Source organism: Micromonospora thermarum (genome assembly GCF_012034245.1).
Lineage (GTDB): Bacteria > Actinomycetota > Actinomycetes > Mycobacteriales > Micromonosporaceae > Micromonospora > Micromonospora thermarum.
This window is the reverse complement of sequence record NZ_JAATEO010000019.1, coordinates 63,977-81,799: the sequence shown is the minus strand read 5'-3', so window position 1 is coordinate 81,799 and position 17,823 is coordinate 63,977. Positions and strand designations below refer to the sequence as shown.

14 protein-coding genes and 2 pseudogenes are annotated in these 17,823 nt (G+C 71.7%); 14 read left to right on the top strand and 2 right to left on the bottom strand.

Going from position 1 to position 17,823, the window contains the following annotated elements:
• Positions 1-197: 197 nt before the first annotated feature.
• The 9 genes from dnaE (at position 198) to HCJ94_RS18250 (ending at position 12,318) form a co-directional block, all read left to right on the top strand.
• Complete coding sequence (gene dnaE / locus HCJ94_RS18290; protein WP_168002237.1) at positions 198-3,731, top strand: DNA polymerase III subunit alpha; 3,534 nt, start codon at positions 198-200, stop codon at positions 3,729-3,731.
• A gap of 63 nt (positions 3,732-3,794) precedes the next feature.
• Positions 3,795-4,832 carry an aminotransferase class V-fold PLP-dependent enzyme gene (locus HCJ94_RS18285; RefSeq protein WP_168002236.1) on the top strand — a complete coding sequence of 346 codons (1,038 nt, stop codon included), beginning with the start codon at positions 3,795-3,797 and terminating at the stop codon, positions 4,830-4,832.
• Between the two features lie 332 nt (positions 4,833-5,164).
• On the top strand, positions 5,165-5,926 hold the full coding sequence (locus tag HCJ94_RS18280; RefSeq protein WP_168002235.1) for an ABC transporter ATP-binding protein: 762 nt from the start codon (positions 5,165-5,167) through the stop codon (positions 5,924-5,926).
• The gene (locus tag HCJ94_RS18275; protein WP_168002234.1) at positions 5,913-6,605 is read left to right on the top strand and encodes an ABC transporter ATP-binding protein; all 693 of its coding nucleotides are present in this window, start codon (positions 5,913-5,915) and stop codon (positions 6,603-6,605) included. Before HCJ94_RS18280 ends, HCJ94_RS18275 begins: the two co-directional genes overlap by 14 nt.
• A gap of 45 nt (positions 6,606-6,650) precedes the next feature.
• On the top strand, positions 6,651-7,910 hold the full coding sequence (locus HCJ94_RS18270) for an ABC transporter substrate-binding protein (protein WP_155332791.1): 1,260 nt from the start codon (positions 6,651-6,653) through the stop codon (positions 7,908-7,910).
• Complete coding sequence (locus HCJ94_RS18265; RefSeq protein ID WP_168002233.1) at positions 7,907-8,788, top strand: branched-chain amino acid ABC transporter permease; 882 nt, start codon at positions 7,907-7,909, stop codon at positions 8,786-8,788. Before HCJ94_RS18270 ends, HCJ94_RS18265 begins: the two co-directional genes overlap by 4 nt.
• Positions 8,785-9,801 (top strand): branched-chain amino acid ABC transporter permease, encoded by a 1,017-nt coding sequence (locus HCJ94_RS18260; RefSeq protein ID WP_168002232.1) that lies wholly within the window; start codon positions 8,785-8,787, stop codon positions 9,799-9,801. The genes HCJ94_RS18265 and HCJ94_RS18260 overlap by 4 nt, the downstream gene beginning before the upstream one ends.
• A gap of 334 nt (positions 9,802-10,135) precedes the next feature.
• Positions 10,136-11,698, top strand: coding sequence for an MFS transporter (locus HCJ94_RS18255; RefSeq protein ID WP_168002231.1), 1,563 nt, complete (start codon positions 10,136-10,138; stop codon positions 11,696-11,698).
• Positions 11,699-11,709: 11 nt separating this feature from the next.
• Complete coding sequence (locus HCJ94_RS18250; RefSeq protein ID WP_168002230.1) at positions 11,710-12,318, top strand: TetR/AcrR family transcriptional regulator; 609 nt, start codon at positions 11,710-11,712, stop codon at positions 12,316-12,318.
• An 18-nt stretch (positions 12,319-12,336) separates the two neighbouring features.
• Here the strand turns inward: HCJ94_RS18250 and HCJ94_RS18245 are convergent, their stop codons facing one another.
• Together HCJ94_RS18245 and HCJ94_RS18240 are read right to left on the bottom strand one after the other, a co-directional pair.
• Positions 12,337-14,256, bottom strand: a complete 1,920-nt coding sequence (locus HCJ94_RS18245; protein WP_168002229.1) for a helix-turn-helix domain-containing protein — start codon at positions 14,254-14,256, stop codon at positions 12,337-12,339.
• 14 nt (positions 14,257-14,270) lie between these two features.
• Positions 14,271-15,053, bottom strand: a complete 783-nt coding sequence (locus HCJ94_RS18240; RefSeq protein ID WP_168002228.1) for a 3-hydroxybutyrate dehydrogenase — start codon at positions 15,051-15,053, stop codon at positions 14,271-14,273.
• Positions 15,054-15,267: 214 nt separating this feature from the next.
• Between HCJ94_RS18240 and HCJ94_RS31215 the strand changes: the two genes are divergently transcribed.
• The 5 genes and pseudogenes from HCJ94_RS31215 to HCJ94_RS30320 form a co-directional block, all read left to right on the top strand.
• Positions 15,268-15,549, top strand: coding sequence for a DUF1905 domain-containing protein (locus tag HCJ94_RS31215; RefSeq protein ID WP_168002227.1), 282 nt, complete (start codon positions 15,268-15,270; stop codon positions 15,547-15,549).
• Between the two features lie 104 nt (positions 15,550-15,653).
• Positions 15,654-16,181: a crossover junction endodeoxyribonuclease RuvC gene (gene ruvC, locus HCJ94_RS18230; protein WP_168002226.1), complete on the top strand. Its 528-nt coding sequence runs from the start codon at positions 15,654-15,656 to the stop codon at positions 16,179-16,181.
• A complete protein-coding gene (gene ruvA, locus HCJ94_RS18225; RefSeq protein WP_168002225.1) occupies positions 16,178-16,780 on the top strand; it encodes a Holliday junction branch migration protein RuvA in 603 nt (200 codons plus the stop codon). Before ruvC ends, ruvA begins: the two co-directional genes overlap by 4 nt.
• Positions 16,777-16,987: pseudogene (locus tag HCJ94_RS18220) on the top strand (Holliday junction branch migration DNA helicase RuvB); the annotation flags it as partial. The gene ruvA and the pseudogene HCJ94_RS18220, both read left to right, overlap by 4 nt.
• Positions 16,988-17,016: 29 nt before the next feature.
• Positions 17,017-17,793: pseudogene (locus HCJ94_RS30320) on the top strand (LAGLIDADG family homing endonuclease); the annotation flags it as partial.
• Between the last annotated feature and the right edge of the window lie 30 nt (positions 17,794-17,823).

Genomic DNA, 17,823 nt, shown 5'->3' with positions numbered 1-17,823 from the left:
GTGAGTGCCGGGCCGGTTGACAAAACAACGTGCTGTGTCACGACGCTGTCCTCGGGCCCGCGAAACCCGTCCGTGGAGATCCACACCACCCGACGGTGATCTGTCCGCGCGGCTGCTGGAGGTGCCTTCCTGGGCGGGGATAGGGTGGGCCGACCGACTTCTCACCATCCACGAAGCCGACCCGGGGGGCGCCACGCATGGGCGATTCGTTCGCGCATCTGCACGTGCACACGGAGTACTCGATGCTCGACGGTGCCGCCCGGCTCAAGGACCTCTTCGCCGAGGTCAGCCGCCAGGGGATGCCGGCGGTCGCGATGACCGACCACGGCAACATGCACGGCGCGAACGACTTCTACAAGCAGGCGATGGCCGCCGGCGTGAAGCCGATCCTGGGCATCGAGGCGTACGTGGCGCCGGAGTCGCGGTTCCACAAGCAGCGGGTGCGGTGGGGCCGCCCGGAGCAGAAGAGCGACGACGTCTCCGGCAGCGGCGGCTACACGCACATGACGATCTGGGCGCGGAACAAGGTCGGCCTGCACAACCTGTTCAAGCTCACCAGCCGGTCGTACACCGAGGGCTTCTTCGTCAAGTGGCCGCGGATGGACGCGGAACTGCTCGCCGAGCACGCCGACGGGCTGATGGCCACCACCGGCTGCCCCTCCGGCGAGGTGCAGACCCGGTTGCGGCTGGGCCAGTACGACGAGGCGCTGAAGGCCGCGGCCAGGTACCAGGAGATCTTCGGGAAGGACAACTACTTCCTGGAGATCATGGATCACGGCATCAGCATCGAGCGCCGGGTCCGCCAGGAGCTGATGGAGATCTCCCGCAAGCTGGACATCCCGCCGGTGGTCACCAACGACTCGCACTACACCCACGAGGCGCAGGCCGAGGCGCACGACGTGCTGCTCTGCGTGCAGACCGCCGCGAACGTCGCCGACCCCAACCGGTTCAGGTTCGACGGCAGCGGCTACTACATCAAGTCCGCCGACGAGATGCGTGGCGTCGACACCTCCGACATCTGGCTGGAGGGCTGCCGCAACACCCTGCTGGTCGCCGAGAAGGTCGACCCGGCCGGCATGTTCGAGTTCCACAACCTGATGCCGCGCTTCCCGGTGCCCGAGGGGGAGACCGAGGAGTCCTGGTTCCGCAAGGAGACGTTCGCCGGCCTGGCCCGCCGCTACCCGCAGGGCATCCCGGAGGGGCACGTCAAGCAGGCCGAGTACGAGCTGGGCGTCATCATCCAGATGGGCTTCCCGTCGTACTTCCTCGTGGTCGCCGACTTCATCCAGTGGGCCAAGAGCCAGGGCATCGCCGTCGGTCCGGGCCGTGGCTCGGCCGCCGGCTCGCTCGTCGCGTACGCCCTCGGCATCACCGACCTGGACCCGATCCCGCACGGGCTGATCTTCGAGCGGTTCCTCAACCCCGAGCGTGTCTCGATGCCGGATGTCGACATCGACTTCGACGACCGGCGCCGCGGCGAGGTCATCCAGTACGTCACCGAGAAGTACGGCGAGGACAAGGTCGCGCAGATCGCCACCTTCGGCACGATCAAGGCGAAGGCCGCGATCAAGGACTCGGCGCGGGTGCTCGGCTACCCGTACGCGGTCGGCGACCGCATCACCAAGGCGATGCCGCCGGCCGTCATGGGCAAGGACATCCCGCTGACCGGCATCTTCGACCCGAAGCATCCCCGCTACGCCGAGGCCGGCGAGATCCGTGGGCTGTACGAGTCGGACCCGGACGTCAAGAAGGTCATCGACACCGCGCGCGGCATCGAGGGGCTGATCCGGCAGACCGGTGTGCACGCCGCCGGCGTCATCATGTCCGCCGAGCCGATCATCGAGCACATCCCGCTCATGCGGCGGGACGCCGACGGGACGATCATCACGCAGTTCGACTACCCGACCTGCGAGTCGCTCGGGCTGCTGAAGATGGACTTCCTCGGCCTGCGCAACCTGACCATCATCGACGACGCCGTCAAGAACATCGAGCTCAACCACGGCACCAAGCTCGACCTGCTGGCCCTGCCCCTGGACGACAAGCCCGCCTACGAGCTGCTGGCCCGCGGCGACACGCTGGGCGTGTTCCAGCTCGACGGCGGGCCGATGCGCTCGCTGCTGCGGCTGATGAAGCCGGACAACTTCGAGGACATCTCGGCCGTGCTGGCGCTCTACCGGCCCGGCCCGATGGGCGTCGACTCGCACACCAACTACGCCCTGCGCAAGAACGGTCTCCAGGAGATCACCCCGATCCACCCGGAGCTGGAGGAGCCGCTGCGGGAGATCCTGGCCCCCACGTACGGCCTGATCGTCTACCAGGAGCAGGTGCAGCGCGCCGCGCAGATCCTCGCCGGCTACAGCCTGGGCCAGGCCGACCTGCTGCGCCGGGCGATGGGCAAGAAGAAGAAGGAGATCCTCGACAAGGAGTTCATCCCGTTCCGGGACGGCTGCCGCGAGCGCGGCTACTCCGACGAGGCGATCCAGGCGGTGTGGGACGTCCTGGTGCCGTTCGCCGGCTACGCGTTCAACAAGGCGCACTCCGCCGCGTACGGGCTGGTGTCGTACTGGACCGCGTACCTGAAGGCGCACTACCCGGCCGAGTACATGGCGGCGCTGCTCACGTCCGTCGGTGACGACAAGGACAAGATGGCGCTGTACCTGTCGGAGTGCCGCCGGATGGGCATCCAGGTCCTGCCGCCCGACGTCAACGACTCGGCCGGGCCGTTCACCCCGGTCGGTCGGGACATCCGCTTCGGCCTCGCCGCGATCCGCAACGTCGGCGCCAACGTGGTGAGCTCGATCATGCGCTGCCGCGACGAGAAGGGCGCGTACACCGACTTCTACGACTTCCTGTCCAAGGTGGACGCGGTCGTCTGCAACAAGAAGACCATCGAATCGCTGATCAAGGCCGGCGCGTTCGACTCGCTGGGGCATCCGCGCAAGGGGCTGCTCGCCGTGCACGCCGACGCCATCGACGCGTACGCCGACGTGAAGCGCAAGGAGGCCGTCGGTCAGTACGACCTCTTCGGCGCCGGGTTCGGTGACACCGACGCCGCCGCCAGCACCACGGTGATGCCGACCATCGCCGAGGGGGAGTGGGACAAGCGGGACAAGCTCGCCTTCGAACGCGAGATGCTCGGCCTGTACGTCTCCGACCACCCGCTGTTCGGCCTGGAGCACGTGCTCGGCGCCGCGGCGGACTGCACGATCGCCGCGCTCTCCGAGGAGGGCACCGTCCCGGACGGCGCCGTGGTCACGCTGGCCGGGATCCTCTCCGGTGTGCAACGCCGGGTCACCAAGCAGGGCCGCGCGTGGGCGTCCGCCACCCTGGAGGACCTGGCCGGCGGCGTGGAGACGCTCTTCTTCCCCAACACGTACGAGGTGATCGGGCAGTACATCGCCGAGGACGCGATCGTGGTGGTCAAGGGGCGGGTCGACCGCCGCGACGACGTCCCGCGGATCATGGCGATGGACATGTCGATGCCGGACATCAGCAGCAACCCGGCCAACAAGCCGGTCACCCTCACCATCCCGGTGCACCGGTGCACGCCGCCGCTGGTGGAACGCATCAAGGAGACCCTGGTGCTGCACCCCGGTGACACCGAGGTGCACGTCAAGCTGCTCAACGGCGGCAAGGTGACCACGCTGCGGCTCGGCCCGTTCCGGGTGTCGCCCACCACCGCGCTGATGGGCGACCTGAAGAGCGTCCTCGGCCCCGCCAACGTGAGCTGAACCGGGCCGCGAGCCCGGGATTGGCCGTCCCGTCCCGCCGGCCGGGTCGCTAGCGTCGGCCGTGTGGAGATCGAACACGCGCAGAAGCTCTGGCAGCCCCAGCCCGGCTGGTTGAACACGGCGACCTACGGGTTGCCGCCGGACCCGGCGTGGGAGGCGTTGCAGGAGGCGCTGGCCGGCTGGCGCGTCGGGCGTATGGCGTGGGAGAGCTGGGACATCGCCACGGCACGGACCCGCGCCGCGTTCGCCCGTCTGGCCGGGGTGGCCGTCGGGGACGTGGCGGTCGGCAGCACCGCGTCGCAGCTGGTCGCGCCGGTGGCGGCGGCCCTGCCGGCGGGTGCGACCGTGGTGGTCCCCGAGGTCGAGTTCACCTCCAACCTCTTCCCCTGGCTGGTGCAGGAGCAGCGGGGGGTCCGCGTCCGCACGGTCCCGCTGGCCGGTCTCGTCGACGCGATCGACGCCGGGACCGACCTCGTCGCGTTCAGCCTGGTGCAGTCGTCCGACGGGACGGTTGCCCCGTACGAGGAGATCGTGGCCGCCGCCCGCGCGCACGACGCCCTCGTGGCGGTGGACGCCACCCAGGCGTGCGGCTGGCTCCCGTTCGACGCCTCCCGCGCCGACGCCGTGGTGGTCGCCGCGTACAAGTGGCTGATGGCCCCGCGCGGCGTCGCCCTGGCGTACTACGCGCCGGAGCTGCGCGACCGGATGCGCCCCGACGCCGCCTGCTGGTACGCCGGTGCCGACCCGCACGCCGCCTACTACGGGCCGCCGCTGCGGCTGGCCGAGGACGCCCGGCGTTTCGACATCTCCCCGGCGTGGTTCAGCTGGGTCGGCGCCGCCCCGGCCCTGGAACTGCTGGCGGAGATCGGGGTGCCGGCGGTGCAGGCCCACGACGTGGCGCTGGCCAACCGGTTCCTCACCGGCCTGGGCCGGCCGCCGGGCGACAGCGCGATCGTCACCGTGGAGGTGCCGGGCGCGCAGGAGAAGCTGGAACGTGCCGGCGTACGGGCAGCTGTCCGGGCCGGCCGGGTCCGGGCGTCCTTCCATCTCTACTCCACCACGGACGACGTCGACCTGGCCCTCGACGCCCTCGCGGGGTGACCCCCGGCCCGTCACGCAGCGCCCACGTACCGGCGGCCGGGGTGACCCTCGGCCGTCACGCAGCGCCGACGCACCGCCGGCACGTCGTGACGGGTCACCGGCGCGGGGTGTGGGCGGCCCACGCCGGCGGGGCCGGGAGCGCACACAGTCACCTCCCTCGATGACGTGGTCGGTGGTCGAGGTGGCGGACGGGCCCGGTTCCGGGTCGGGGATTATGTGGGCCGTCAACATGGCTGCGTTCGCCGGCCCGGCCGTAGGTTTCCTGCACGCGACGGCCCTGTGACCACGGTCACCGAACCGGACGTCGCGCCAGAACTGCGGAGGATGTGGCGATGGCCGGGCAAGCGCTCCTGTCGGCTCGCGGGCTGACCCGCGACTTCCGGGGTTTCCGGGCGGTCGACGGTGTCGACCTCGACGTCGCGCCGGACAGCGTGCACGCGCTGGTCGGCCCGAACGGCGCGGGCAAGACGACCCTGTTCAACCTGCTCACCGGGTTCCTCCCGCCCAGCGGCGGGCGGATCGAGCTGGACGGCCGGGACATCACCGGGCTGGCGCCGGAGCAGGTCGCCCGCCTCGGCGTGGCGCGCTCGTTCCAGATCACCAGCCTCTTCCCGCAGCTGTCCGCCCGCGAGCACGTCGAGTTGGCGTTGCAGAGCCCGAGCGGGCTGGGCTGGCGGTTCTGGCGGTCGGCGAAGCTCATGCGCCGCTACACCGACCGGGCCGCCGAACTGCTGGACATGGTCGGGCTCGCCGACCTGGCCGAGGCGCCCGCCGAGGCGCTGGCGTACGGGCGCAAGCGGGCTCTGGAGCTCGCGATCGCCCTCGCCCTCGACCCGAAGGTGCTGCTGCTGGACGAGCCGACCGCCGGCATGGGCCTGGAGGACGTCGACCGCACCGTCGACCTGATCGGCCGGGTCCGGCAGGGCCGGACCGTGGTCATGGTGGAACACAACATGAGCGTCGTCGGGCGGCTGGCCGACACCGTGACCGTCCTGCAGGCCGGGAAGGTCCTGGTCGAGGGGCCGTACGAGCAGGTCCGCGCCGACGAGCGCGTGATCACCGCCTACCTGGGAGCCGCTGATGCTGCGCATTGAGAACCTGTCCGCCTGGTACGGCGAGGCGCAGGTGTTGCGGGAGGTCGGCCTGGAGGTGAAGGCCGGCGAGGTGGTGACGCTCGTCGGCCGCAACGGCGCCGGCAAGTCCACCTTGCTGCGCTGCGTCATGGGCCTGCACGGCGGTCAACGGGGGACCGTCGAGCTGGACGGGAAGGACGTCGGGAAGCTGCCGGCGTACAAGCGGGCGCGGCTCGGGCTCGGCTGGGTGCCGGACGACCGGGGCAGCTACGCCACGCTGACGGTGACGGAGAACCTGACCCTGCCGCCGACGGTGGGGCCGGACCCGTGGTCGCTGGAGCGGGTGTACGAGGCGTTCCCCGCCCTGTACGAGCGGCGCGACTCGGCCGCCACCATGCTCTCCGGCGGCGAGCAGCAGATGCTGGCGCTGGCCCGGGTGCTGCGGATGGGCGCCCGGCTGCTGCTCTGCGACGAACCGACCGAGGGGCTCTCGCCGCTGCTCGTGCAGCAGGTCGGCGACCTCCTGCGCGAGGCCAAGAAGCACGGCGTGACCGTGCTGCTGGTCGAGCAGAACCTGCACTTCGCCACCGGCGTCGCCGACCGGCACTACCTGCTGGCCGAGGGGCGCATCGCGGAGGCGATGGACAACTCCGAGGTGCGGTCGCGGGAACGCGAACTGCTGTCGTACCTCGGCATCTGATTTCTCTTCCGACGACCGACCCCGCGCGCCGCGCGGACGAAAGGGATGAGCATGCGTAGGACGGTGGGTGTGGCCGCCGCGTCGGCGGCCGCGATGATGGTGGTCGCCGGCTGCGGCGGCGGTGGTCCCCAGTCGGGCGGCGACGAGAAGCTGACCGGAGGCAAGATCGTGCTGGGCGTGCTCAACGACCAGTCCGGCGCGTACTCGGAGCTGTCCGGCAAGAACTCGGTCAAGGCCGTGGAGATGGCCATCGCCGACTTCAAGGCCAAGCACGGCGACAAGGCGGTCGCGAAGGACATCACCGTGGAGACCGCCGACCACCAGAACAAGCCGGACGTGGCCAACAGCAAGGCCCAGGAGATGTACGACCGCCAGGGCGCCGACATCATCCTCGACGTGCCCACCTCGTCGGCGGCGCTGCGGGTGGCCGACGTGGCGAAGGCGAAGAAGAAGCTCTACTTCAACATCGGCGCGGCGACCACCGACCTGACCGGCAAGAGCTGCAACAAGTACACGTTCCACTACGCGTACGACACCTACATGCTGGCCAACGGCACCGGGAAGACCACGACCGAGCAGGTCGGCAAGAACTGGTACATCCTCTACCCGAACTACGCCTTCGGCCAGGACATGGAGAAGAGCTTCTCCACCGCGATCACCGCCGCCGGCGGCAAGGTCGTCGGCAAGGACGGCGCGCCGTTCCCGAACACCAGCGGGGACTTCTCCACGTTCCTGCTCAAGGCGCCGACGCTGAACCCGAAGCCGGACGTGCTCGGCACCATGCAGGCCGGCGCGGAGCTGGTCAACGTGGTCAAGCAGTACAACGAGTTCAAGCTCCGGGACAAGGGCGTCGGGCTGGCCGTCGGGCTGATGTTCATCACCGACATCCACTCGCTCACCCCGGCGGCGCTGGCCGGCACCACGTACACCGACGCCTGGTACTGGAATTTCGACCAGCAGAACCGCGAGTTCGCCGACCGGTTCCAGAAGGAGACCGGCACCCGGCCGTCGTTCGCGCACGCGGCCAACTACTCCGCGGCGATGCAGTACCTGGAGGCCGTGCAGGCCGCCGGCACCGACGACGCCGACACGGTGGTCAAGGAACTGGAGGGCAAGGAGGTCAACGACGTCTTCCTGCGTAACGGCAAGATCCGCGCCGAGGACCACCGGGTGATCCACGACGCGTACCTGGCCCAGGTGAAGCCGCAGTCCGAGGTCACCGAGCCGTGGGACTACGTGAAGATCCTCAAGACCATCCCGGCCGCGGAGGCGTTCCGCACCCCGTCCCCGGACTGCAAGCTGTGACCGGTTTTCTCCAGAACACGTTCAACGGGTTGGTGAGCGGGGCGTTCTACGCCCTGCTCGCCCTCGGGCTCGCGGTCATCTTCGGCATGCTCCGGGTGGTCAACTTCGCCCACGGCGCGTTCTACATGCTCGGGGCGTTCGGCGCGTACGTGCTGCTGACCGAGGCGGGGGTGCCGTTCTGGGCGGCACTGGTGATCATGCCGCTGGGGCTCGCGCTGCTCGGCATGGCCCTCGAACGGGCCTTCATCCACCGGCTCACCCGGCTCGACCCGCTCTACAACTTCCTGCTCACCTTCGGCCTCACGCTGATCCTCCAGGACCTGGTGAAGCTCCGGTACGGCGTGCAGTCCAGCCCGTACGAGACCCCGTCCGCGCTGAGCGGGTCGGTGGACTTCGGGCTCTTCGACTTCCCGACGTACCGGGTGTTCATCCTCGGCTTCGCCGTGGCGGTCTGCGTCGGCGTGTGGTGGGCGCTGACCCGCACCCGGGTCGGCATGGTGGTCCGCGCGTCCACCGAGCGGCCGGAGCTGACCCGCGCGTTCGGCATCAACGTCGGACGCTGGGTCACCCCGGTGTTCGGCTTCGGCATCGGGCTCGCGGGACTGGCCGGCGTGCTGGCCGCGCCGATGCGGGCGGTCAACCCGCTGATGGGCGCCGACCTCATCATCGTGGTCTTCGCCGTGGTGGTGATCGGCGGGCTGGGCTCGATCTTCGGCTCGGTCGCCGCCGGCTTCGGCATCGGCCTGGTGCAGGCGTGGGGCGAGGCGTACCTGTCCGCGTTCCCCATCGTGTCCCAGACGATCGTCTTCATCGTGATGGCCGTCGTGCTGCTCTGGCGCCCGGCCGGGCTGTTCGGCCGTGAGGAGGCACCGGCATGACGAGCACCGTGGACACCAAGGCGGACGCCTCCCGTCCGGCCGTACCGTCCGGGCTGGTCACCGTCGCCCGCGCCCCCGGCTGGATCCGGTACGCGCTGCTCGCGGTGGCCCTGCTGGTGGCGCTCTGGCTGCCCAACGGTCTCTACCCGGCGGTCGCGGTGGACATCCTCTGCTGGGCGCTCTTCGCCGTCGCGGTGGACCTGCTGCTCGGCTTCACCGGGCTGATGTCTTTCGGGCACGCCGCGTTCTGGGGAGCGTCGGCGTACGTGACCGGCCTGGTGGCGATCCACGCCGGCCTGCCGTTCCCGGCGGCCGTGCTCGCCGGGGCGCTCGCCGCGGCGGTCCTCGCCGTGCCGATCGGGTACCTGGCGGTCAAGCGCACCGGCATCTACTTCGCCATGGTCACCCTGGCGTTCGCGCAGATGGTCTACTACGTCGCCAACGAGTGGCGCTCGGTGACCCAGGGCGAGAACGGCCTCCAGGGCGTGCCGCGCGAACTGTTCGGGCTGGACCTCAGCGACGACTACTACTTCTACTACGCGATCCTGCCGATCGTGCTGCTCGGCCTGGCCGGCGCCTGGCGGATCGTCCACTCGCCGTTCGGCCGGGTGCTGGTCGGCATCCGGGACAACCCGGCCCGCGCCCGCGCGCTCGGCTACCCGGTGCACCGCTACAAGCTGACCGTGTTGGTGCTCTCCGGCTTCATCGCCGGCCTCGGCGGCGGACTGTTCGCCGTCGGCCACCGCTTCGTCTCGCTGGAGGTCCTGCACTGGACCACCTCCGGCAAGGCGGTGATCGTCGTGGTGCTCGGCGGCATCGGCACGCTGTGGGGCGGCGTGCTCGGCGCGGCGATCGTGGTCCGCCTGGAGGACTGGCTGTCGTTCTCCGGCTTCGAGGCGATCGGGCTGGTGACCGGCGGCATCTTCGTCCTCGTCGTGCTGCTGTTCCGGCGCGGCATCTGGGGGACGGCCTCCGCGCTGGCCCTGCGCTGGTGGGCATCCCGCCGCAGGTGAATCCCGCGTAGGGCGCATCCGGACCGCGCCCTCCCGACGTACCCCCGGGTAGGAACCGTCTACCCGGGGGTACGTCAGGTGCTGATCGCTCCGATGCCGGCCGACGCCGTGCGCGCAAGCGCCTCGCGCTGGCCGCCGAGGACCTGGACGGCAATCGCGTCGCCGCGCTCGTCACCGACCCCCGACGCCGTGGCCGCCTGTCTCGCGACGAGCGCGCGGTCGTGACCGTCGCCACAATCGAAACGGACCGGTTCCGTATCGTTAATCCGGCGCCTAGGCTGAGCCCAGTTACGAGTCTGACCCGTATCGAAAACGGGAACCGGGGGAGCCGCAGATGCCACCACACGAGAACACCGGACACCCGAGGAGGTGGGCGATCCTCGGCGTGCTGGTGATCAGCCTGCTCGTGGTCGTCCTCGACAACACCATCCTGAACGTCGCCCTGCGTACGCTCGCCGACCCGGTGCACGGGCTCGGCGCCACCCAGGGCGAGCTGGAGTGGTCGATCAACTCCTACACGCTCGTCTTCGCCGGGCTGCTCTTCACCTTCGGCGTGCTCGGCGACCGCGCCGGGCGGCGGCGCTTCCTGCTGATCGGGCTGGTCCTCTTCGGGCTCGCGTCGCTGCTGTCGGCGTACGCGCAGAGCCCGGCCCAGCTGATCGCGGCCCGCGCCCTGATGGGGGTCGGCGGCGCGGCCATCATGCCGGTGACCCTCTCGATCATCTCCAACGTGTTCGACCCCCGGGAGCGGGGCCGGGCCATCGGCGTGTGGGCCGGGGCGGTCGGCCTGGCGGTGGCGATCGGGCCGGTCCTCGGCGGCGCGCTGCTCGAGCACTACTGGTGGGGCTCGGTCTTCCTGATCAACGTGCCCGTGGTGGCGCTCGGCGTGGTCCTGGTGGCGCTGCTGGTGCCCGAGTCCCGGGACCCGAGACCGGGGCGCGTCGACGTGCTCGGCGTGCTGCTCTCGGTGGTCGGTCTGGTCGCCCTGACCTACGGCATCATCGACGGCGGTGAGCACGGGTTCGACCGCCCGCTGGTCTGGGCCGCCATCATCGCCGGCCTGGTGGTGCTGGCCTGGTTCGTCGCGTACGAGCGGCGCAGCGACCACCCCTCGCTGGACGTCCGCCTGTTCCGCGTGCCGCGCTTCGCCGCGCCGGTCGCGGTGGTCGGGCTGGTCTTCTTCGCCGCGATGGGCGTCATGTTCTTCAGCTCCTTCTACCTGCAACTGGTCCGCGGCTACAGCCCGCTGGAGACCGGCCTGCTCTTCCTGCCCTTCGCGGCGGCCCAGCTGTTCTTCGCGCCGCGCAGCGCGGCGATGGTCCACCGCTACGGCGGCAAGGCCGTCTCGGCGGTGGGCCTGGCGCTGACCGTGCTGGCGCTGGGCGCCTTCGCGTTCGTCGACGAGACCACCCCGATCTGGGTGGTGCTGGTCTTCTTCTTCCTCCAGGGCACCGGAATGGCGAACATCATGCCGCCGGCCACCGAGTCGATCATGTCGGCGCTGCCTCGGGAGAAGGCCGGAGTCGGCTCCGCCGTGAGCAACACCGTCCGTCAGGTGGCGGGCGCGCTCGGCGTGGCGGTGCTCGGTTCGGTCCTCTCCGCGGCCTACCGGGCCGACGTCGCCACCACCCTCGGGGACCTTCCGAGCGGCGCGCGGGACGCGGCCGGTGAGTCGATCTCCGGGGCGTACGCCGCGGCCGGCCAGCTCGGGCCGGCGGCGCCGCAGCTGATCGCGGTGGCCAACGACGCCTTCGTCTCGGCCATGCACTGGGCGGCGGCGCTCGCCGCGGTGGTCGCCGCGGTCGGCATCCTGGTGGTGCTGCGCTGGATGCCCGGCCGCACGGAGACGCCCGCGGTGCTGCCGGCCGGCGAACCCGAGTTGGCCGGGGCGGCCTAGGTTCGGGGAGAATGTCCGCCATGACTCCCACCGCCGACGCTCCGCGGTCGCCCGGGCGACCGCGGAGCGTCCGCGCGGACGAGGCGATCATCGACGCCACGCTGGACCTGCTCGCCGAGGGCAACACGATCGAGGCGATCTCCGTCGAGGCCATCGCGGCCCGGGCCGGGGTCGGCAAGGCGACGATCTATCGCCGCTGGCCGGGCAAGGACGCGCTGCTGCGCGACGCGCTGCGGACGCTCAAGGGTGGTCAGCCCGAGCTTTCCGGCCGTTCGGTCCGCGACGACCTGATGCTGCTGCTCGGCGCGGTCGGCCACAACATCGACCCCCGAGCCGCGCGCATCATGCCCTGCCTGGTGCCCGCGGTGAACCGGAGCCCGGAGCAGTACGAGCTCTACCAGAACATCATCGAGCCCCGCCGGGAGCTGATGCGCGAGGTGCTGCGGCGCGGGGTCCGCGCCGGCGAGCTGCGCGCCGACCTCGACATCGAGGTCACCCTGGCGATGCTCACCGGGCCGATGCTGGTCCAGCGGATGTTGCGCTGGCACCCGGACCTCGACGAGGCGACCCTGCCCGAGAAGATCGTCGACGGTGTCCTGGAGGGCATCCGCCCCCGCTGACGGTGCGGCCGCCGGGGGTCAGCCCGCCGGGTGGCGCAGGCGGTGCAGACGCAGCGCGAGCTGCACCTCCAGGGCCCGCTCGGGCCGCTGCCAGTCCGCCCCGAGCAGCTGCCCCACCCGCTCCAGGCGCTGCGTGACCGTGTTGACGTGCACGTGCAGCTGCTCCGCCGCGCGGGCCAGGCTGCCGCCCACCCCGAAGTACGCCTCCAGCGTCTTCACCAGCGCGGTGCCCCGGCGGGCGTCGTAGTCGACCACCGCCCCGACGGTGGCGTCCAGGAACCGGGCAACGTCCTTGTCACCGCCGTCGCCCACCGCGCCCAGCAGCAGCCCGACGAAGCCCAGCTCGTCGGTGCTGGCGCCCTGCCCGGCCCGGCCCAGCGCCCCCAACGCGGTCAGGCAGCGGTCGGCCTCGCGGAAGGCGCCGGCCAGCGAGGCCGGGCCGGTGGACGGGCCGCTCGCCCCGGCGGTCACCGGCCGCCCGGTCACCCGGGACAGGTCGCGCGCCACCGCACGGGCGGCGCCGCCCGCGTCCTTGCCGGGCAGCATCAGCACCACCCGGCCGTCCCGCGCCGCCGCCAGCCCACCCCGGGTCGAGGCGTACGTGGTGGCCCAGGACAGCACCCGCTGCCGGGCCGAGCCGGTCGCGGCGATCGCGTCGTCGCCGACGCAGACGAGCACGTGCGGGGCGTCCAGGTCCACGCCGAGCCGGCGGGCCCGGCTGCGCAACGCGTCGGTGTCCCGCAGCGGGCGGGCGATCAGGTCGTCGAGCAGCTCACCCCGCACCCGCCCCTCCGCCTCGGCGACCGTCCGCCGGAACAGCAGCAGCAGCGCGGTCACCAGGGACGCCCGCTCCAGGATCCGCTGGTCGGCGTCGACGAGCTCCCCGTCCGGGCGCAGCACCAGCGCGCCCAGGTTCTCCGCGCCGGCGACCACCGCCGCGTACCAGAGGGGACCCCGCCGGACGCTGCGCCCCTCCGTACGCGACGCCGCCACCGCCTCCACCATGTCCGCCCGGTCCGGCTCCTCTATCTCGCCCACCCGGGCCAGCAGCCGGCCCTCGGCGTCCAGCGCCAGCAGGGCGCCGCCGAGCACCTCCGTGACGGCGGCGGCCACGTCCTCCACCCCGCCGCCGCGCAGCACGAGGGCGGTCATCCGGTCGTGCGCCGCCGCGGCCCGCTCCACCGAGGTGCTGTGCGCCCGGATGGTGGTGTTGGCCGCGGACAGCTCCTCCAGCGCCGAGCGGGTCTCGGCGAGCAGCCGGGCCGTGTCGATCGCCACCGCGGCGTGCGCGGCGAGGGAGACCAGGAGCGCGACCTCCTCCCGGGCGAACGGCCGGGCCGAGCGGTTGGCCGCGTAGAGCACGCCGATCGAGGTCGACCCGAGCCGCAGCGGCACCCCGAGGATCGCCACCAGGCCCTCCTCGCCCACCCCGGCGTCGATCTCCCCGGTGTGGTGGAACCGCTCGTCCTCCGGGTAGTTCGCGGTGGCGTACGGGGTGCCGCTCTGGGCCACCAGCCCGCCCAGGCCGGCTCCCATCGGCAGCCGCAGTCGCTGGAAACGCGCCGAGATCGAGCCGTCGGTGACCCGCATGTACGTGTCGCCGTGCTCCTCGTCGTTGAGCGTCATGTACGCCACGTCGGTGCCGAGCAGGATCCGGGCCCGGTGCACGATCGCCCGCAGCACGTCGTCCAGGTCGCGCAGCCCCGCCAGGTCGCTGGCCGTGTCGTACAGGCCGGAGAGCTCGGTCTCCCGGCGGCGCCGCCGCTCCAGCAGCGCGCGGACCCGCAACGCGACCGTCTTGGCCTGCTCCAGCTCCGCCAGCCGGTCGGCGGGCAGGCCGGCGGCGCGCGCGGCGACCAGCGGGCCCTCGAACTCGACCGCGGCCGCCTCCCGCGCGAGCAGCTCCAGGAACTCCACCGGCGACGACATGAGCGACATTGTGCGCGAGGCCACTAGTTGGCCGTCCAGCCCCCGTCGAGGGCGATCGACGCGCCGGTGATGAAGGCCGCCGGCGGGGAGCAGAGGTACGCGACCAGTTCGGCGACCTCCTCCGGCTCGATCAGCCGCTTGATCGCCGCGCGGGCCAGCATGATCCGCTCGACGACCTCGGTCTCCGGGATGCCGTGGGTGGCCGCTTGGTCGGCGATCTGGCTCTCCACCAGCGCGGTGCGCACGTACGCCGGGTTGATGCAGTTGGCGGTGACGCCGTGCGGCGCACCCTCCAGCGCGACCACCTTCGACAGGCCCTCCAGGGCGTGCTTCGCCGACACGTACGCCGCCTTGTACGGCGAGGCGCGCAGCCCGTGCACGGACGAGATGTTGACGATGCGGCCCCAGCCCTTGGCGTACATGTGCGGCAGGGCCCGCCGGATGATCAGGAACGGTGCCTCCACCATCACCCGGTGCAGGTACTCGAAGCGTTCGACGGAGAACTCCTGCACCGGCGCGACGTGCTGGAGGCCGGCGTTGTTCACCACGACGTCGATGTCGGCGTCGAGCCGCTCCACCGCCTCCGGGTCGGCCAGGTCGATCCCCTCGGCGCGCCCGCCGGCCTCGGCGGCGACCGCCTTCGCCGCCTCGACGTTGCGGTCCACCACCAGGACCTTGGCGCCCGCCGCGCCGAGCCGAAGGGCACACGCCCGCCCGATGCCACTGCCGCCCCCGGTCACCAGGGCGGTACGACCGGCGAGGTCGACGCGTACGACGTGGGGGACCGCCACGGGTTCTGCCGTCATGGCGCAAGAAACTACGAGCTGTGTGGCCGGGCGCACATGGGCCGGCGACACATACTCGACCCGGACTGTGTGTGGCCCGGCGGGACATCCCGCGTGCTGGCCTGTCCACCACGCTGTCGCGCGGCGGCGCGCCGGCCGGTTTGATCGACCCGCGTCCGGCCGAGGTGTCGGGGGGTGGTGGGAGGCTCGCCGCGTTGGTGCGACGGGGGCGGCGGTGGAGCGGGTCGACGGGACGTTCGAGGCGACGCTGGTGCGGTGGTCGGGTGCCGGCGGGTGGGTGTTCGCCCCGGTGCCGCCGCAGCACGCACCCGCCACGGCGGGACCGTTCGGCCGGGTGCCGGTCACCGCCACCGTGGACGGCCGCACCTGGTCGACCAGCGTCTGGCGGGACCGGAAGGCCGGCTGGCTGCTCCCGGTGCCCGCCCGGATCCGGGCCGGCAAGGACGACGGCGACCCGGTGACGGTGACGATCGAGGTCGACCCGACCCGCCGCTGACGCTTGCCTGTCGCGTGGGCGCGGCGTGTCCCGTGGCGCGGTGCGGTGGCGGCATCGGTAGGGTGTCGAACACACGTACTGCTGACGGTCGGGGAGGGGGCGGCGTGCGCGTGCTCGGCATCGACCCGGGCCTGACCCGCTGCGGGGTCGGCGTGGTCGAGGGCGTGCCCGGGCGGCCCTGCACGCTGGTCGCCTACTACGTCGTCTACACCGACCCGGCCGACGAACTGCCGGTGCGGCTGCTGCACCTGGACCGGTCGCTCACCGACCTGGTCGCCGAGCACCGTCCGGACAGCGTCGCCGTCGAGCGCGTCTTCAGCCAGCACAACGTGCGCACGGTGATGGGCACCGCGCAGGCCAGTGGGATCGCGGTGCTCGCGGGCGCCCGCGCCGGCCTGCCGGTCCAGACGTACACGCCGAGCGAGGTGAAGGCGGCGGTGACCGGTTCCGGTCAGGCCGACAAGGCCCAGATGACCGCCATGGTGACCCGGCTGCTGCGGCTGCCCGAGCCGCCCCGCCCGGCCGACGCCGCCGACGCGCTGGCCCTGGCCATCTGTCACGTGTGGCGCGGTGGCACCCGTTCCAAGCTGGCCGCCGCGGCCGATCGCGTACGACGAGGAGGAGTTCGATGATCGCCAGCGTCCGGGGCGTGGTGACCGCGACCGGTCCCGACCACGCCGTGATCGAGGTCGGCGGGGTGGGCCTGGCGGTGCAGTGCGCCCCGGGCACCATCGCCGAGCTGCGGGTCGGCCAGCCGGCCCGGCTCGCCACCAGCCTGGTCGTCCGCGAGGATTCGCTGACCCTCTACGGCTTCGCCGACGACGACGCCAAGGCCCTGTTCGAGCTGCTCCAGACCGCCAGCGGGGTCGGCCCGCGGCTCGCCCAGGCCGTGCTCGCCGTGCACACCCCGGACGCGGTCCGCAAGGCCATCGCCAACGCCGACACCGCCGCGCTGACCCGCGTGCCGGGCATCGGCAGGAAGGGTGCCGAGCGGCTGGTGCTGGAGCTGCGCGACCGGATCGGCCCAATCCCGGTGGGCGTCGACGGCGCGGCCGGCGTCACCACCGGCGCCTGGCCGGAGCAGGTCCGGCAGGCGCTCGTCGGTCTCGGGTGGACGGCCGGTCAGGCCGACCAGGCGGTCGCCGCGGTGGCGGAGACCCTCGACGGGGACGTCCCGCCGGTGCCGGTCCTGCTCAAGCAGGCCATCCGACTGCTGGGCCGCACCCGGTGAGCGGGGACAACCTGGTCTCGGCGTACGTCAGCGACGCGGAGCGGGACGCGGAGGCCAGCGTCCGGCCGAAGCGGCTGGGGGAGTTCATCGCCCAGCACCGGGTCCGCGACCAGCTCGACCTGCTGTTGCAGGGCGCGATGCGGCGCGGCAGCCCGCCGGACCACATCCTGCTGTCCGGGCCACCTGGCCTCGGTAAGCCCGTGTCCGTCGATGCCCTGGTTCTGCTCGAGGACGGCATGCGGCGGCGGCTGGGTGACATCGTCGTGGGAGACCGTGTCATCACCCGTACCGGCGGCGGCGCCACCGTGACCGCCGTACACGAACAGGGGGAACTCGAGTCCGTCCGGATCCGAACTGCGAGCGGTCGCGAGGTGGTCGCCGCACCGGATCACCCCTTCTGGACACCAGACGGCTGGGCCAAGGCGGGGGACCTGACGGAACGGGACTTCCTTGCCAACGTCTTGGGTCCGAATCTCGTTGTGGACGGCACCGAGGCGCTCGATGAGTACAAGCTTGCCGGGTATCTCGTCGGTGATGGGTGCACGACCAACCAGGTGACCTTCACGGGTGGCGACGAGGATGTTCTCGCCGACTTCCGGTCGACGTGTGATCGGCTTGGATACACCCACAACACCAGGCCCAATAGCGCCAGAAGCTCCCTAGTCAGAATCTCCGGGCTCCGGCCCTGGCTGGAAGAGCACGGGCTGCTCGACAAGAACGCCTGGCAGAAGCGCGTACCCGAGTTCGTCTACCGTGGTGACAGCTGGCAGGTGGGCGCCTTCCTCGGTGCCTACTTCGCCTGCGACGGTTCGGTCAGCCGCCGCGGGCGGGACCGTTACGACGTCATGGTCGAGTACTACAGCGTCTCGCGTGACTTGCTCGCCGACGTGCAGCATCTTCTCCTCCGACTCGGGATCCAGTCGCGGTTGAAGCTGAAGCGGGGTCGTTACCAGGGCAGATCCCACGAGTCGTGGCGGCTGAGCATCACCAGCCAGGACGACGTGGCCAGGTTCGTCGAGCGGATCACAGTCATCGGCGAGCGG

Bases quoted from the DNA above. Each gene is read 5' to 3' on its own strand.
- dnaE (WP_168002237.1), top strand. From the start codon at position 198: ATGGGCGATTCGTTCGCGCATCTGCACGTGCACACGGAGTACTCGATG.
- HCJ94_RS18280 (WP_168002235.1), top strand. From the start codon at position 5,165: ATGGCCGGGCAAGCGCTCCTGTCGGCTCGCGGGCTGACCCGCGACTTC.
- HCJ94_RS18275 (WP_168002234.1), top strand. From the start codon at position 5,913: ATGCTGCGCATTGAGAACCTGTCCGCCTGGTACGGCGAGGCGCAGGTG.
- HCJ94_RS18270 (WP_155332791.1), top strand. From the start codon at position 6,651: ATGAGCATGCGTAGGACGGTGGGTGTGGCCGCCGCGTCGGCGGCCGCG.
- HCJ94_RS18260 (WP_168002232.1), top strand. From the start codon at position 8,785: ATGACGAGCACCGTGGACACCAAGGCGGACGCCTCCCGTCCGGCCGTA.
- HCJ94_RS18255 (WP_168002231.1), top strand. From the start codon at position 10,136: ATGCCACCACACGAGAACACCGGACACCCGAGGAGGTGGGCGATCCTC.
- HCJ94_RS18250 (WP_168002230.1), top strand. From the start codon at position 11,710: ATGTCCGCCATGACTCCCACCGCCGACGCTCCGCGGTCGCCCGGGCGA.
- HCJ94_RS18245 (WP_168002229.1), bottom strand. From the start codon at position 14,256: ATGTCGCTCATGTCGTCGCCGGTGGAGTTCCTGGAGCTGCTCGCGCGG.
- HCJ94_RS18240 (WP_168002228.1), bottom strand. From the start codon at position 15,053: ATGACGGCAGAACCCGTGGCGGTCCCCCACGTCGTACGCGTCGACCTC.
- ruvA (WP_168002225.1), top strand. From the start codon at position 16,178: ATGATCGCCAGCGTCCGGGGCGTGGTGACCGCGACCGGTCCCGACCAC.